The organism is Porphyrobacter sp. THAI-01a, assembly GCF_056868655.1.
In genome coordinates this window covers 1,375,990-1,391,145 of record NZ_CP180579.1, presented here as the reverse complement: position 1 = coordinate 1,391,145, position 15,156 = coordinate 1,375,990, and the positions used below count along the sequence as shown (strand labels likewise).

The 15,156-nt window shown below is 67.7% G+C and carries 17 protein-coding genes; 7 read left to right on the top strand and 10 right to left on the bottom strand.

The window, feature by feature from the left end; genetic code table 11:
• Nucleotides 1-14: 14 nt before the first annotated feature.
• On the bottom strand, nucleotides 15-296 hold the full coding sequence (locus ACMX37_RS06790) for a DUF427 domain-containing protein (RefSeq protein WP_483148095.1): 282 nt from the start codon (nucleotides 294-296) through the stop codon (nucleotides 15-17).
• Nucleotides 297-315: 19 nt separating this feature from the next.
• Nucleotides 316-1,269: a glycerophosphodiester phosphodiesterase family protein gene (locus tag ACMX37_RS06785; protein WP_483148094.1), complete on the bottom strand. Its 954-nt coding sequence runs from the start codon at nucleotides 1,267-1,269 to the stop codon at nucleotides 316-318.
• A 102-nt stretch (nucleotides 1,270-1,371) separates the two neighbouring features.
• On the opposite strand from ACMX37_RS06785, the gene ACMX37_RS06780 reads away from it, so the two are divergent.
• The gene (locus ACMX37_RS06780) at nucleotides 1,372-3,138 is read left to right on the top strand and encodes an N-acyl-D-amino-acid deacylase family protein (protein ID WP_483148093.1); all 1,767 of its coding nucleotides are present in this window, start codon (nucleotides 1,372-1,374) and stop codon (nucleotides 3,136-3,138) included.
• A gap of 7 nt (nucleotides 3,139-3,145) precedes the next feature.
• On the opposite strand, the gene ACMX37_RS06775 is transcribed toward ACMX37_RS06780, so the two are convergent.
• From ACMX37_RS06775 to ACMX37_RS06750, 6 genes are all read right to left on the bottom strand, one after another.
• On the bottom strand, nucleotides 3,146-4,228 hold the full coding sequence (locus tag ACMX37_RS06775) for a DUF2855 family protein (RefSeq protein WP_483148092.1): 1,083 nt from the start codon (nucleotides 4,226-4,228) through the stop codon (nucleotides 3,146-3,148).
• 33 nt (nucleotides 4,229-4,261) lie between these two features.
• On the bottom strand, nucleotides 4,262-4,894 hold the full coding sequence (locus tag ACMX37_RS06770; RefSeq protein ID WP_483148091.1) for a glutathione S-transferase family protein: 633 nt from the start codon (nucleotides 4,892-4,894) through the stop codon (nucleotides 4,262-4,264).
• The gene (gene dnaN / locus ACMX37_RS06765) at nucleotides 4,891-6,018 is read right to left on the bottom strand and encodes a DNA polymerase III subunit beta (protein ID WP_483148090.1); all 1,128 of its coding nucleotides are present in this window, start codon (nucleotides 6,016-6,018) and stop codon (nucleotides 4,891-4,893) included. Before dnaN ends, ACMX37_RS06770 begins: the two co-directional genes overlap by 4 nt.
• Before the next feature lie 167 nt (nucleotides 6,019-6,185).
• Nucleotides 6,186-6,947, bottom strand: a complete 762-nt coding sequence (gene fabG, locus ACMX37_RS06760; RefSeq protein WP_088914518.1) for a 3-oxoacyl-[acyl-carrier-protein] reductase — start codon at nucleotides 6,945-6,947, stop codon at nucleotides 6,186-6,188.
• Nucleotides 6,947-7,885: an ACP S-malonyltransferase gene (locus tag ACMX37_RS06755; RefSeq protein ID WP_483148089.1), complete on the bottom strand. Its 939-nt coding sequence runs from the start codon at nucleotides 7,883-7,885 to the stop codon at nucleotides 6,947-6,949. The genes fabG and ACMX37_RS06755 overlap by 1 nt, the downstream gene beginning before the upstream one ends.
• Before the next feature lie 38 nt (nucleotides 7,886-7,923).
• On the bottom strand, nucleotides 7,924-8,754 hold the full coding sequence (locus ACMX37_RS06750; protein WP_483148088.1) for an LD-carboxypeptidase: 831 nt from the start codon (nucleotides 8,752-8,754) through the stop codon (nucleotides 7,924-7,926).
• Between the two features lie 57 nt (nucleotides 8,755-8,811).
• On the opposite strand from ACMX37_RS06750, the gene ACMX37_RS06745 reads away from it, so the two are divergent.
• Genes ACMX37_RS06745 through ACMX37_RS06735 form a run of 3 tightly spaced genes read left to right on the top strand, consistent with a single transcriptional unit; the run spans nucleotide 8,812 to nucleotide 12,099 of the window.
• Entirely contained in the window at nucleotides 8,812-10,239 is a 1,428-nt protein-coding gene (locus ACMX37_RS06745) for a Mur ligase family protein (protein ID WP_483148087.1), read from the top strand.
• Between the two features lie 35 nt (nucleotides 10,240-10,274).
• Nucleotides 10,275-10,529, top strand: a complete 255-nt coding sequence (locus ACMX37_RS06740; RefSeq protein WP_483148086.1) for a hypothetical protein — start codon at nucleotides 10,275-10,277, stop codon at nucleotides 10,527-10,529.
• A 28-nt stretch (nucleotides 10,530-10,557) separates the two neighbouring features.
• Complete coding sequence (locus tag ACMX37_RS06735; protein WP_483148085.1) at nucleotides 10,558-12,099, top strand: class I adenylate-forming enzyme family protein; 1,542 nt, start codon at nucleotides 10,558-10,560, stop codon at nucleotides 12,097-12,099.
• Here ACMX37_RS06735 and ACMX37_RS06730 read toward each other — a convergent pair.
• Together ACMX37_RS06730 and ACMX37_RS06725 are read right to left on the bottom strand one after the other, a co-directional pair.
• Nucleotides 12,096-12,740: a glutathione S-transferase family protein gene (locus ACMX37_RS06730; protein WP_483148084.1), complete on the bottom strand. Its 645-nt coding sequence runs from the start codon at nucleotides 12,738-12,740 to the stop codon at nucleotides 12,096-12,098. The two genes, ACMX37_RS06735 and ACMX37_RS06730, sit on opposite strands and share 4 nt — an antisense overlap.
• 10 nt (nucleotides 12,741-12,750) lie before the next feature.
• Complete coding sequence (locus tag ACMX37_RS06725; RefSeq protein WP_483148083.1) at nucleotides 12,751-13,698, bottom strand: DUF808 domain-containing protein; 948 nt, start codon at nucleotides 13,696-13,698, stop codon at nucleotides 12,751-12,753.
• A 209-nt stretch (nucleotides 13,699-13,907) separates the two neighbouring features.
• Here ACMX37_RS06725 and rpsF point away from each other — a divergent pair, with 209 nt between their 5' ends.
• From rpsF to rplI, 3 genes are read left to right on the top strand one after another with little or no spacing between them, the layout of a single operon-like run.
• Nucleotides 13,908-14,273, top strand: coding sequence for a 30S ribosomal protein S6 (gene rpsF / locus ACMX37_RS06720; protein ID WP_104943415.1), 366 nt, complete (start codon nucleotides 13,908-13,910; stop codon nucleotides 14,271-14,273).
• Nucleotides 14,273-14,497: a 30S ribosomal protein S18 gene (rpsR, locus tag ACMX37_RS06715; RefSeq protein ID WP_017665523.1), complete on the top strand. Its 225-nt coding sequence runs from the start codon at nucleotides 14,273-14,275 to the stop codon at nucleotides 14,495-14,497. The genes rpsF and rpsR overlap by 1 nt, the downstream gene beginning before the upstream one ends.
• Nucleotides 14,498-14,511: 14 nt before the next feature.
• The gene (gene rplI, locus ACMX37_RS06710; protein ID WP_088914529.1) at nucleotides 14,512-15,117 is read left to right on the top strand and encodes a 50S ribosomal protein L9; all 606 of its coding nucleotides are present in this window, start codon (nucleotides 14,512-14,514) and stop codon (nucleotides 15,115-15,117) included.
• Nucleotides 15,118-15,156: the final 39 nt, after the last annotated feature.

Here is a 15,156-nt window from a genome sequence, read left to right as displayed (position 1 = left end):
CGTGCGGGCTCCCGTCAGCTCACCACCACCCCGCGCCAGAAGGCGATGCGGCCCCTGATCCCGGCAGCAGCGTCCTTCGGCTCGGGATAGTACCACGCGGCGTCGGTGTTGGTCGCCCCGTCCACGACAATGCTGTGGTAATGCGCGGTGCCCTTCCACGGGCAGACCGTCGTCTTGGCGCTGGGGGCCAGCACGGCGGGATCGACGGCTTCCCTCGGGAAGTAGTGGTTACCTTCGACCACCACGGTCTCGTCGCTCTCGGCGATGACGACGCCGTTCCATGTTGCCTTGACCACTGCCCGCTCTCCTTGCGCCCTACTCGCCCCGGTTGACCCCGCATTGCCCTGCCTTGGGCAGCCGCCCCGCCTCGGCAAGCGCCGCAGCGGCCTCGCGCGGGCGGTCGGTGGCGAGGATGTCAACGCCTTCCTTGCCGAGTTCGGCATAGCGTTCGTCCATGCCCAGCCGCGCGATCACCGCATCGATCGAACGCGGCGGGCGGCCCAAGGTGCCGAAGATCACCTCGATATCGGCCTTGTCGAGTTCGCTGTAGAGCTCCGGCCGCGGCAGGCGGGTGCCGGTGAAGGCGACCATCCGCTCCTCGGGGATGCCCGCGGCCTTCAAGGCGGCGACATCTGCCGGAGCATCGACCGACACGGAGATCAGCATCTCCGGCGCGGCGCGGTGCAAGGCGGCGGCCTGTTCGACCGAATAGGCGATCAGGATCACGCTGCGCTCCATCCCCGCCGCGCGGATCGCAGCGACGACCTTCGCGTAATCGGCGGAGCGCTTGAAATCGATCTGGAGCACGGTGCGCCCCTTCGCCCATTGCAGCGCCTCGGCCAGCGTGGGGATGGCGTAGGGCGTGACCCAGCCCCAATTGTCCTTCAGCTTCAGCTGGCTGAGCGTCGCCCAGCTTTGCGCCGCCGCCTCGCCCGTGCCGGTGGTGGTGCGATCGAGCCGGTCGTCGTGCAGCAGGAACAGCACCCCGTCGGCACTCTGGCCGACATCGACTTCCATGATCGCGGGCGCGGCCATCAGCAGCGCGTCCATCGTCGGGATGGCATTCTCGGGCAGGCCCGGCGTCGGCCCGCCGCGATGGGCGGACACCAGCGTCTGCCCGGCGGCCTCGAAGCAATCGAGCATGGCCGATAGATCGCTCTCCGGCGCCAGCCGCCATGCGCCCGTGTCCTGCGCGGCGAGGGGCGCCGAGAGTGCGGCCCATGCCGCAAGTCCTGCAAAACCGATGCGAAAAACCCCTTCGCGACCCATCTCGTCACCCTTGTCTCACGATGCACTGTGTCCGCTGGCGCGAGGCCCTCTTGCCGGGCCGCCCGCTTTGCGACATCCTCGCCCCCATAAGGGAGAGACAGAATGGCGCAATACGACCTGATCATCAGGGGCGGCACGATCGTGGACGGGACCGGGGCTGCGGCCTTCACCGGCGATGTGGCGGTGAAGGACGGGCTGATCGCCGCGGTGGGTCGCATCACGGGCAGCGCGCCCGAGGAGATCGACGCCGCCGGCATGATCGTCGCGCCCGGGTTCGTCGACATCCACACCCACTACGACGGGCAGGCGACATGGGATCAGGAGATGGCGCCCTCGAGCTGGCACGGGGTGACGACGGTCGTCATGGGCAATTGCGGCGTCGGCTTCGCCCCCGCCCGCCCCGATCGCCACGAATGGCTGATCAGCCTGATGGAAGGCGTGGAGGACATCCCCGGCACGGCGCTCGCCGAAGGGATCACCTGGGACTGGGAGACCTTCCCCGAATATCTCGATGCGCTGGAGAAGCTCCCCCGCACGGTCGATGTCGGCACCCATGTGCCCCACGGGGCGGTGCGCGCCTATGTGCTGGGGGACCGCGAGCAGCCCGGCGCCGTGCCGACGGCGGAGGACATCGCCGAGATGAGCCGGATCGTCGAGGAGGGTGTGCGCGCGGGCGCGCTCGGCTTCTCGACCTCGCGCACGGTGCTCCACAAGTCGGTCGACGGCGAACTCGTCCCCGGCACCACCGCCACCGCCGAGGAGCTGATCGCCATCGGCCGCGCGATGGGCCGCGCCAGGGCAGCGGGCGGCCATGCGGTGTTCGAGATCGCCAGCGACCTCAAGCGCGAATGGGACGAATTCGGCTGGATGGGCCAGCTTTCGCGCGAGGCAGGCATCCCCGTAACCTTCGCCGCGCTGCAATCCATCGCCAAGGAAATGTCGCTGGGCGAACAGATCGACGCCATGCGCGCCGAGAACGACAATGGTGCGAACATCGTCGCCCAGATAGCACTTCGTGGCAATGGCATTGTCATGGCATGGCAAGGCACTGTCCAACCCTTCCGCTTCCGCCCGAGCTGGATGGCGATCGCCGACCTGCCGTGGGAAGAACAGAAGGCGAAGCTCCTCGACCCCGCCTTCAAGGCGCAGATGCTCGCCGAGCCGAACGACTACGCCGATGCCCCCAAGGACATTGGCGGGGTGGTGATGGCGATCAGCATGGGCTGGACGCTGCAATACGAGATGGACCCCGATTTCGACTACGAACCGGGCCCTGAGGCGAGCATCAATGCCCGCGCCGCGGCCGCGGGGGTCTCGCCGCAGGAATATGCCTACGACCTGCTGTGCCGCGACGATGGCCGGGGCTTCATCTACCTGCCGATCCTCAACTATGCCGACGGCAATCTCGATTTCCTGCACCCGCTCCAGCATGCCGACGACACGGTGAATTCACTCTCGGACGGCGGTGCGCATTGCGGGACGATCTGCGACGCGGCCTCGCCGACCTTCATGCTCGAACACTGGGTCAAGGGCCGCAGGCGGGGCCAGCGCATTGCCCTCGAACAGGCGATCAAGCGCCAGTGCCGCGACACGGCGGTGCTCTACGGGCTGGAGGATCGCGGGCTGATCGCCCCCGGCTATCTCGCCGACATCAACGTGATCGATCTGGAGCGATTGAAGCTCGGCAAGCCGTGGCTCGCCTTCGACCTGCCGGCGGGCGGCAAGCGCCTGCTGCAGAAGGCGGAAGGCTATGTCGCCACGATCAAGAGCGGCGTCGTCACCTTCCGGGGCGGGCAATGGACCGGCGCGACCCCCGGCGGCGTGATCCGCGGGCCGCAGCGGGTGGAACTGGCCGAAGCGGCGGAGTAGGCTGCCCTCAGGGTTCGATCACGATGCCCTTGGCCGGGTCGATCTGCCCGGCCACCATCGTGGTGAACACGTCACGCGCGGCTTCGAGCCCGGCGTGCCGCTCGATCGTGATCGTGCCTTCGGTGGCCTCGAGAAATTCGCGCCAGGCGGCCGCGACCAGCCTGCCGCCTTCCTCGGCACCGTGCGCCTTGAAAAAGGCGACCGCGTGGTCGGGGGCGAAGAACAGCTGCGGCTTGGGACCGGGCAGCGGCTCGTGCTTGCCGAACACCGAGCGCGCCTCGATGTGGGTCGCGCCGACCAGCACCGACTGCGCCAGCGCGTCCTCGAAATGGCGATGGATGCGGGCGAGGAGATCGGCATTCCCCGCAAAGTCGACACTGACGCTGCGCACCACTGCAAGCTTGTCGAGATCGTCATAGGCGAGCACCTCGTCATACAGCCCGCTCGCTTCGACGAAGGCGACATTGCCTATCGAGGTCAGCCCGATCCGCCTGATCTGCGGCGAGGATTGGCGCGCGACGCTCGCCAGCCCAAACGCGGTCTTCGACGAGGCGCTGGTCACGACCAGCTGCTCCGCCCCGAACCAGCCTTCCCCGCGCAGGAAGTATTCGATCAGGAACCCGGTGCGGAACAGCGGCCCGAAGATCATCCGCTCTGCCTCGCGCGCGGGATCGTGCTCGGGATCGGCGGAAAGGCGGGTGTAGCTGTTGTAGACCGGGCTCATCGGCTGGCGATGCTCCGCGGTGTCGGAGAACCCGCCCGGCGTGACGCGGCCGGGGATCACGTCGAGGTGGCTCGCCATCGGCAGGTAGCCATAGACCCGCTCGCCCACCGCGATCTCGGGGTGGCTGCTCTCGATCACCCGGGCGTGGCCCCACATCGGGACGATACCGAAGCCCTGGGGGGCGGGGAAGAAGTCCCAGTATTTGAACCCGTCGCCGACCACCGCATAGGTGACGTTGTTGGCGGTGACCGAGAAGCTCTCGATCGCCAGCCTCACGGCACCCTCGGCGAGCGGGCCGAGCGGCACCTCGGCGAGTGCCGCCTCGGTCAGGGCGGCCTTGGGGACGTGGACTTGCGTGATGTTCATGGTGTTTCTCCCTCTGCCCCCCGCCCTAGCCGCTCAGGGCTCGCTTTCCCAGCGGGTCGCGGCGATCGACGGACGCGCGCGGCACATCTCGAGCCACGCCAGCAGCCGGTCGCATTGCGAAATCCCCGCCTGCCCCTGCGGCGTCAGCTCGACCGCACGCACCATCGGATAGAGGAACACGTCGGCAAGCGTGAAGCCGTGGCGGGTCCATGCTCCGTCCGCCGCCAGCTCGCCCTCGAGGAAGCCGAGCGCGCGGCTGATCGCGGGCAGCGCGCGCTCGATGGTCTCGCGCTCGAGCGGGAAGCCGGCGACGCGGTGCATCACCCAAGGCATGACCAGCCCTCGCTCGAACAGCGGAAAGAGGTAGTTGTTGGCGATCGCGATCCACTTGTCGGTCACCGCCCGCGCCGCGGGATCGGCGGGCTGGAGCGCGCCGCCATTATGGGCATTGTCGATGTATTGGGTGATCGCGACGCTCTCGATGAGCTCGAGGCCGTCCAGTTCGACCACCGGAACCTTGCCGAAAGGGTGGCGGTTGGCAGGCGAATGGGCGGCGGTGGCGATCACCTCATGCGACAGCCCCGCCTCCTCGCAGCCGATCTGACAGATGCGGGTATAGGTCGAGATGACCGTCCCGAAGATGCGGACCTGCGCGGGCGCCGTCACACCCGCATCGGCATCAGCACATAGAGCGCCCGGGCCTGCTCGTTCTCGCGGATCAGGGTCGGCGCGCCGGCGTCGGCAAGGTGCAGTTCCACGGTATCGCTGTCGATCTGGCCGAGGATGTCCTTGAGGTAATTGGCGTTGAAGCCGATCTCGAGTCCTTCCGCCTTGTAGTCAGCCATCAGTTCCTCGGCCGCCGTGCCGTTGTCGGGCGACGTGACCGACAGCGTGACGCGGTCATTGTCGAGCCCGATCTTGACCGCGCGGGTCTTTTCCGTGGCGATCGTGGCGACGCGGTCGACGCCCGAATAGAACAGCTTGGGATCGACCTTCAGGAGCTTGTCGTTGGCGGTCGGGATGACGCGGCTGTAATCGGGGAATGTCCCGTCGATCAGCTTGGAGGTCAGCACCACCCCGCCCTCGCCGCCCAGCGTGAAGCGGATCTTGCTCGCGGAAAGGTCGACCAGCACGTTACCGTCCAGTGCCTCTTCAAGCAGCTTGCGCAGTTCGCCGACGGCCTTTCGCGGCACGATCACGTCAGGCATCCCGGCGGCGCCCTCGGGGCGCGGCAGGGTAAAGCGCGCGAGACGGTGGCCGTCGGTCGCGGCGGCCTTCAGGAGCGGCTCGTCCTCGTCGGTGACGTGCAGGAAGATGCCGTTCAGGTAATAGCGGGTTTCCTCGGTCGAGATCGCGAAACGGGTGCGGTCGATCAGCTCGGCCAGCATCCTCGCGGGCAGTTCGAAGCTGGTCGGAAGGTCCCCCTCGACGATCACCGGGAAATCGTCACGCGGCAAGGTCGGCAGCTTGAAGTTCGAGCGGCCCGCCTTGACTTCCAGACGGTTGTCGTTGGTGGTGAGGCTGACCTGGCTCCCCTCGGGCAGCTTGCGGGCGATGTCGAACAGGAGGTGCGCCGAGACGGTGATCGCGCCGGGCTGGTCGATCGACGACGCCACCATTGTCTCGACCACTTGCAGATCGAGGTCGGTCGCCATCACACGCACGCTGCCGCCGTCGCTGGCGTCGATCAGCACGTTCGACAGGATCGGGATGGTGTTGCGGCGCTCCACCACGGATTGAACGTGGGAAAGGCACCGCAGCAGCGTCGCGCGTTCGATCGTGGCCTTCATCGCTTGTCCCTATCGGTCTACGGGTCTTGCGCGGGGGGACGAGGAATCGCCCCCAAGCGCCGGAAAGTGCGCAAAACCTTAGCGCGCGCGACAATACGGGCAAGCAGGCGCAATTGCGAGGGGCGACTCCGTTGGGGATAAGGGGCCCGGGGAGGCCCCCGCCCGGCTCAGAGCATCGCCATTCCGCCGTTCACGTGCAGGGTCTCGCCCGTCACATAGGCCGCCTCGCGGCTGGCGAGGAAGGCGACTGCGGCGCCGATCTCGGCGCCCTCGCCCATCCGGCCCATCGGGATGCGGCCATTGATCGCGGCCTGCTGCTTCTCGTCGAGCGCGGCAGTCATGGCGGTGCGGATGAAACCGGGCGCAACGCAATTGGCGGTGATTCCGCGCGAGGCGACTTCCTGCGCGAAGGCCTTGGTCATGCCGGTGAGGCCGGCCTTGGCGGCGCAGTAGTTCATCTGGCCCGGGTTGCCGGTCGCGCCCACCACCGAGGTGATGTTGACGATGCGACCGAAGCGCGCCTTCATCATCGGCTTGGCAGCAGCCCGCATGAGGCGGAAGGCGGCTTCGAGGTTGATGCGGATCACTTGGTCCCATTCCTCGTCCTTCATCCGCATCCCCAAGTTGTCGCGGGTGATGCCGGCGTTGTTCACCAGGATGTCCATGCTGCCGAGCGTGTCGAGCATCGCCGGCACGAGTTCCTCGACCTGGGTGGTGTTGCCGAGGTCGCAGGTGATCTCGACATGGCCGTCGTGATCGTGATGCGGATAGGTCTCGTTCAACTCGTCGCGGAAGGCGCGCAGCTTCGCCGCGTTCGACCCCGACAGCGCGAGGCGCGCGCCCTGCGATGCCAGCGCATGGGCGATGCTTGATCCGATCCCCCCGCTCGCGCCGGTGACCAGCGCATTCATGCCCTTCAACGAAAACATCACAGGGTCTCCTTGGCGAAGGCCTCGAGGTCCTGCATGGTCACGAGGCTGGTCACTTGCGCCTCGCGGTCGGTGCGACTGACCATCGGGCCGACCACCTTTCCGCCAAGCTCGACGAAGCTTTCTACCCCGTCCGCCCGCATGGCAAGCACGCTTTCGCGCCAGCGCACGCGGCCGGTGACCTGCTCGACCAAGAGCTTGCGCTCTTCCTCCGGGTCGGTGACGGGCGCAGCGGTCACGTTGGCGTAGAGCGGCAGGGCGAGCGGCCCGGGCGGGGTCGCGGCAAGGGCATGGGCCATGCGCTCGGCGGCGGGGGCCATCAGCGAGGAATGGAAGGGCGCAGAGACGTTGAGGATCATGCCGCGCTTGATCCCGTGCTCCTTGGTCAGCGCCACGGCGCGCTCGATCGCGCCGGTGTGGCCGGAAAGAACGACCTGCGAGGGATCATTGTCGTTGGCGACCTCGCACACCTCGCCTTGCGCGGCAGCCTCGGCCAGCGCATTGGCCTGTTCGATGTCGGCGCCCAGCAGCACCGCCATCGTGCCCTCGCCCACCGGCACCGCCGCCTGCATCGCCCAGCCGCGCAGCTTGAGGAGGCGCGCGGTGTCGGCAAGCTTGAAGGCGCCGATCGCGGCAAGCGCGGTGTATTCGCCGAGGGAATGGCCCGCGACGCAGTGCCCGTGCTCGGCCAGCTTCACGCCGAAGTCCCGCTCCAGCACCCGCAGTGTGGCGATGGCATTGGCCATGATCGCCGGCTGCGCGTTCTCGGTGAGGGTCAGGCGGTCTTCAGGCCCATCGCACATAAGGGCAAAGAGGTTCTGCTTCAGTGCCTCGTCGACCTCGCCGAAAACGTCGCGGGCGGCTGCACTCGCGGCAGCGAGCTCCGTGCCCATGCCGACCTTCTGGCTGCCCTGCCCCGGAAAAAGAAACGCGCGCATGTCTGGCCCCGTCCGTTGTCGTTTTGTGGGGCGCGCCGTTACGTCCGCGCGGGCGGGCTGGCAAGGCCGAAGGGCACAACCCTGTTGGCAGAGGTATGCCCGATCAGCGCCCGGCCGAGATAGGGAATGCCGGCGCGCGCGCACCAGTAGCGGGCGATGTCTTCCTCGCTCTGGCCGAATCCGACGTAGTTTTCCGGCACATCGGTCACCGAGCCGAGCCTGAGACCGGCGATCCGCGGGAGCGTCCCGGCGAGATGGAAGAACAGACGGTCGACCGAATAGAGATGTTCGCTCACCTCCTCGACCATCAGCACATGGCCGGTGAGATCGGGCATCATCGGCGTGCCTGTCAGCATCGCGAGGGTGATGAGGTTGAAGGCAGCCGCCGGCGTCGTCCCGTCGAGGCTGGGCTCGACCCCGCTGGTATCGCCCTCGAGCCAGCGCAGCACGCGCCTGATGGCCTCCTTCCCGCCTTCGGAGCGCGCGCTGACGGGCATGTGGCCGTGGACGCATTGTCCGATCCGATCGCGATAGAGCGCGGCGAGCAGGTAACCGGCGTCCGAGAAGCCGATATAGGTCTTGGTCCGCGCCGCGCGGTTCATCTGGCGGGTCGCGGCCTCGGCGATGCGGTTGGAGCCATAGCCACCCTTGGCGAACCACACGACATCGAATGCCGGATCGTTGGCGCATTCGAGCAGCGCGGTCAGCCGCCGCAGATCGTCGCCCGCGAAATGCCCCGCACGCTCGAAGCATTGCTCGTGGAAGGTCACGCGGTGCCCCGGAAATTCGGCAGCGACCAGAGCTTCCAGCGCGACCTGGTGCTCGCGGTCGATCGGGGTTGCCGGGGCGCAGATGGCGATATTCGTCATGGCACCGCAGCCTATGGCGCTTGTCAGGCGGGGCGCAAGCCAATAACCAAGCGGGATATGGATAACGGGGTCGAAACCGGGTCGCTGGCAGGGCGGCCGCTGTTCTTCTGCGGCATCGGCGGGTCCGGGATGCTGCCGCTCGCGCAGATCGCGCGCGGGCTCGGGCATCCCGTCGCCGGGTCCGACCGCAGCCGCGATCAGGGCCGCACGCCCGAGAAGTTCGCCTGGCTCGAGGGCAACGGCTTTGCCCTCTACCCGCAGGACGGCAGCGGGGTGACCTCGCCCGACCAGGTGCTCATTGCCTCGGCCGCAATCGAGGACACCGTGCCCGAGGTCGCCCGCGCAAAGGAGCTGGGATGCGCGCGCCTGAGCCGCGCGCAGCTGCTCTCGCGCCTGTTCAACGCTGCCGATTTCTCGATCGCGGTCGGCGGCACCTCCGGCAAGTCGACCGTCACCGGCATGATCGCTTGGATCCTGACCGAGGCAGGGCACGATCCGACGGTGATGAACGGCGCGGTGATGAAGAACTTCATCAGCCCGCAGAACCCCTTCGCCAGCGCGCGGGTCGGCGGCGGCAAGGTCTTCGTCAGCGAGGTCGACGAGAGCGACGGGTCGATTGCGCTCTACCGGCCGACCGTGGGCGTGCTGCTCAATGTCAGCCTCGACCACAAGAGCATCGAGGAACTGCGCGTCCTGTTCGGCGATTATGTCGCCACGGCAGGAACGGCGGTGATCAATCTGGACAGCCCGGAAGCGGCCTATCTCGCGCCGCGAACCGAGGGCGCGGTCACCTTCGGGATCAGGGTGCCGGAGGCCGACATCACGGTCGATCCAGAGAGTGTCGAGCAGGACGAGCGCGGGATCCGGGCGGCCGTCATCGACAACCGCGCGCGCGAGGCCTACCCGCTGATCCTGCCCATGCCGGGGATGCACAACCTCTCGAATGCGCTGGCCGCGATCGCGGCGGCGAGCGCGGCGGGGATCGGGGTCGGCCATGCCGCCTATGCGCTGCGCAGTTTCGCCGGGCTGGCGCGGCGCTTCGACGTGATCGGCACCTCGGCGAGCGGGATCACGGTGATCGACGACTTTGGCCACAATCCCGAAAAGTGCGCCGCCACCCTGCGCACCCTCAAGGCGACGCCGGGGCGGGTGATCGCCTTCTTCCAGCCCCACGGCTACGGGCCGCTGCGCCAGATGGGCACGGAGCTGGCGCAGACCTTCGCGCGGGAACTGGGACCCGAGGACATCACGATTTTCTGCGATCCGGTCTATTTCGGCGGCACCGTCGACCGCAGCGAGGGCAGCGGGCGAATCGTCGAGCTGATCAATGCCGCAGGCGGCAGCGCCGAACATATCGCCAGCCGCGAGGCCTGCGGCGAGCGGATCGCCGCCCTCGCCCGCCCCGGCGACCGGATCGCGGTGATGGGCGCCCGCGACGACACGCTCACGGAGTTCGCCCGATCGATCCTCGCCCGCCTGCCCTGACGCTCTACCGCCGCGCCGCGCGCCATGCCTGGAGGATGATGGGCGTGCTCGCGCTCGCGGTGATGCTGGTGCTGGCGGTCGACCGCTTCCACGGCCATTCGAGCTTCGCCTTCGCGGCGGCGATCATGCTGCTGATCTTCGCCAATGCGCCGATGATGCGCTTCAACTGTCCGCAATGCGGCAAGAACGCTTTTTTCCGGGGCGTGTTCGTCGTCCCCTGGCCGAACCGGACCTGCACCCGCTGCGGGACGGATCTGGACGGACCGCTTGCCAAAAACGCTGATGGCTGAGGGCCCTGTCCCGCGCTAGCCTGCCGTCATGCACCCCCGCGACTTCTCGCTCGACACGCTGCTGGCGAACTGCGCCGCGCGCCACGCCCACCGCCTTGCCACCGTCGACGGCAGCCAGCGCCTGACGTGGCAACAGCTCGACGCCCGGGTGATCAATCTCGCGCGCTGGATGCTCGCGCGCGGGATCGCCCCGGGCGACCGGATCGCGCTGCTGCTGACCGACGGCGCGCCGTTCCTCACGGTGCTGCTGGCCTGCGGCAGGATCGGGGCCATCGCCGTCCTGCTCAACTGGCGCCTTGCCCCTGCCGAGATCGCCTGGATCTGCGGCAATGCCGAACCGGCGATGACCTTCGCGAACCCCCGTTTCGCCGTCCTCCTCGCCGAGGCCGCTGCGGGCGAGGTGCACGAGGTCGACGAGGGCCACGCTGCCGACGGCATGTTCGAGACTGCCGCTACCACCGCACACGGACCGCTGCCCCACGCCTATGATCCCGGCCTCGACCTCGCCCCCGAACGCCCGCTCTACATGATGTACACCAGCGGCACGACCGGACGGCCCAAGGGCTGCCTGCAAGCGGGCAGCGCGGTCGCAGCGAGCGCGCTCGGCTTCGCCCAGCACCGGCGGTTCACCCACGAGGAGGTGCTGCTCTCGGTCAATCCGCTGTTCCATGTCGTGGGGATGCAGCAGGTCGCCGCCATGCTCGCCTGCGGGGGCGCGAGCGTTTTCGCGGGCCGCGACGACGACAGCGCGGCGATCCTCGACCTGCTCCACCGCGAGGGTTGCACCACCACCAGCGCCTTCCCGACCATCTCCTTCCCGTGGCAGGCGATGGAGCCCATCCGCAACGGGGTAATGCCGCTGACCAATTACACCGGCGGGGCGGGCATGGGCCGCCCGCAGATGTACGAATTCATCGAGAAGGAATGGAACGCCCGCGTCGTGGGCGGCTACGGCCAGACCGAGATCTGCGGCTTTGCGACCTTCATCGACTATCCCGACATGCTCGAGGCCCCGCGCTCGATCGGCTGGACGCTGCCGCATGTGACCATGACAGTGCTGGATCCCGAGGGGAACCACCTGCCCCCCGGCGAGGAAGGCGAGCTTTGCCTGCGCGGCCCATCGGTGATGCTCGGCTACTGGCGCAATCCCGAGGCGACCGAGGCGGCACTGGGCCACGGCTGGCTGCGCACCGGCGATCTCGGCACGATGGACGAACGCGGGCGCGGCTACCTGCTCGGACGCGCCAAGGAGCTGATCAAGACCGGCGGCGAGAACGTCTACCCGGCCGAGGTCGACGCGATCTTCGCCGCCATGCCCGAAGTCGCCGACGCGGGCTGCTGCGGGGTGCCGGACAAGCAGTGGGGCGAGGCGGTGAAGGCCTTCGTCGTGCTGAAGCCGGGCATGAGCCTGACCCGCGAGGAGATCACGCATCGCTTCAAGGGCCAGATCGCGGGCTACAAGCGCCCGCGCTACATCGAGTTCGTGGACAGCCTGCCGCGCGACCCCATCGGCAAGCTGCTGCGGCGGGAGCTTTCGGCGCGGCCGGTGACGCCCGACCAGGCGGCCTAGCGCGCTTCGAGCGCCTTCCTTCCCTCCTCCTCGCGCGCGAATGCCCTGCGAAAGGCCTCCCGCGCCGTCAGCCGTGCGCGGTATCGCTTGAGGCTATCCGGCACGCCCTCGTCCAGCCCGACACTCTCGGCCAGGATCAGCGCGTATCCGACGCAGATGTCCGCCACGGTGAACCTGTCGGCGCACAGATATTCGCGCGTGGCGAGGCGTTCCTCCACCTTGATCAGGCGCTTGTGGAACCACTTGGCATAGGCGTGGCCGGCCTCCTGCAATCCCTTGTCCTTCTCGAACAGGCAGAAGCGCATGTAGACCGTCTGGGGGAAGGTGATCGTCGCGTCGGCGTGGTAGGTGTAGTCCAGATACTCGCCGTAATCGCGCTCGCCGGGCGCCACAGCCAAGTCGGTGTAGCCGCCCCGCGTGGCGAGGTAGTGCGCGATGGCGCAGCTTTCGGTCAGCTTCGTCTCGCCATCGACCAGCATCGGCACCGTGCCGAGCGGATTGATCGCCATGTAGTCGGGCGCGAGGTAGCGCGGCGGGAAGGGAAGGATGCGCAGGTCGATGTCGACCCCCGCTTCCTCCGCCGCCCAGGTCGCGCGCAGGCCGCGCGAGCGGGCGCAGGTGTAGAGTATCGGCTTGGTCATCCGGAGCGGTCTAGTGCCCCTCGCCCGCGCCCACACCCAGCACTTTGTGCAGGACGAAGGCGATGATGCCGCCGAGGATCAGGCCGACGACCGCCGAAAGCGCCGCGTAGGTCGCCCAGCCCGCCACACCGCCGAGCATGCCCGCCGCCGCTGCCACCGCGCCTTCGGCACCGTGGATGAAGTCGTAGAGCCCGTGGAACCCCACCTCGTGCGAGCCGTGGACGATGATCCCGCCCCCGACCCACAGCATCGCGATCGTGCCGATGATCGACAGGGCCGTGAGCAACTTCGGCACGAAGGCGAGCAGGAAGTGGCCGAAGTTCCGCTTCCAGCTTTCCGCCTGCTTCGTGAGATGGAGGCCGATGTCGTCGATCTTCACGATGACCGCCACGGTCCCGTAGACCGCCACGGTGACGACGATGGCGACGAGCGCGAGCGCAAGGCCCCGCTCCCACCAGCTTGGCAGCTCGAGCGCGGCGAGCGTGATCGCCATGATCTCGGCCGAGAGGATGAAGTCGGTGCGGATCGCCCCGCCGACGCGCTCGTTCTCGAAGGCGACCGGATCGGTGATCACATCCTCGAGGGTCTTGCCGTGCTTGTCGCCCCCGATTTTCTCCAGGACCTTTTCCGCGCCTTCGTAGCACAGGAAGGCACCGCCCAGCATCAGCAGCCAGATGATCGCCTGCGGCAGGAACTCGGACAGCAGCAGCGCGCCGGGCAGCAGGAACAGCAGCTTGTTGCGCAAACTGCCCTTGGTGATCTTCCAGATGATCGGCAGCTCGCGCGCCGGGCTGAGACCGGTGACGTAGCTCGGGGTGACCGCCGCATCGTCAATCACCACGCCGGCGGTCTTCGTTCCGGCCTTGCCGGCGGCAACCGCGACATCGTCGATCGAGGCAGACGCCGCCTTGGCGATCACCGCAATGTCGTCGAGCAATGCGACCAGTCCTGACGGCACGTGGTTCCCCCTTCGCGATTCGTGCAACGTGAACCTGCCGCCTGCCCGTCCGGTTCCCGACGGACAAGACTTGCAATTCACCGGCAAAGCTGTAAGGGGCCGCGCTTCGCTTGGGATGCGCCCTTGCGGATATGGAAGAAAGCCGGAGGGGCCCCGGACGCATCGGCGTCGGATCAGCCAGCGATCGGCAGGTAGTGAAAGGACGCAAGATGGCGCTCTACGAGCACGTCTTTCTTGCGCGTCAGGATCTGAGCCAGGCTCAGGTCGACGCGCTGGCGGCGCAAGCCACCGAAATCGTGGAAGCCGGCAACGGCAAGGTCACCAAGACCGAGACCTGGGGTCTCAAGTCGCTCGCCTACAAGATCGAGCGCAACCGCAAAGCGCACTTCGTGCTGCTCAACATCGACGCCCCCGGCTCGGTGGTCGCCGAGCTCGAGCGCCAGACCCGCATCAACGAAGACATCATCCGCTACATGACCATCCGCGTGGACGCCCACGAGGAAGGCCCGAGCGTCATGATGCGCAAGAACGAACGCGAGCGGAAGCGCCGCGAAACCCGTGAGGAGCGTGACTGATGGCCCGCCCGTTTTTCCGCCGCCGCAAGTCCTGCCCCTTCGCGGCCAAGGACGCCCCCAAGATCGATTACAAGGACGTGCGCCTGCTTCAGGGCTTTATGTCCGAGCGTGGCAAGATCGTGCCGTCGCGCATCACCGCCGTCTCGGCGAAGAAGCAGCGTGAACTGGCCCAGGCGATCAAGCGCGCGCGCCAGATCGGCCTGCTGCCGTTCATCGTGAAGTAAGAGGAGAAAGAGACATGGACATCATTCTCCTTGAGCGCATCGAGAAGCTCGGCTCGATCGGTGACGTCGTCACCGTGAAGGACGGCTATGCGCGCAACTTCCTGCTGCCGCAGAAGAAGGCTCTCCGCGCCAACGAAGCCAACAAGAAGGTCTTCGAAGCCAACCGCGAGCGCCTCGAGAAGGAAAACGCCGAGCGTCGCACCGTGGCCGAAGGCCTCGGCGAGAAGGTCGCGGGCGCAGAAGTGGTGCTGATCCGCGCCGCCTCGAACGCCGGCCAGCTCTACGGCTCGGTCAGCGTGCGCGACATCGTCGCCGGGCTCGCCGATCAGGGCCACTCGGTCGACAAGCGCATGGTCATCATGGGCTCGCCGATCAAGACCATCGGCATGCATGACGTGACCATCGCCCTGCACCCCGAAGTGCGCGTGACCGTGAAGGCCAACGTTGCCCGTTCGGACGACGAAGCCAAGCTCCAGAGCGAAGGCGTCGACGTGCTGGCCCAGATGTTCGCCGACGAACAGCGCGAGATCGAGGAACAGGCCGAAGCGACCCGCATCGACACCAGCCTCGAGCCCGGCGAGATCCCGGCTGAGCTGCTCGAAGGCGGCGACGAGGCGTAAGCCATCCGGCCCTCACCAGCCTGAAACACAGCAGGGCGC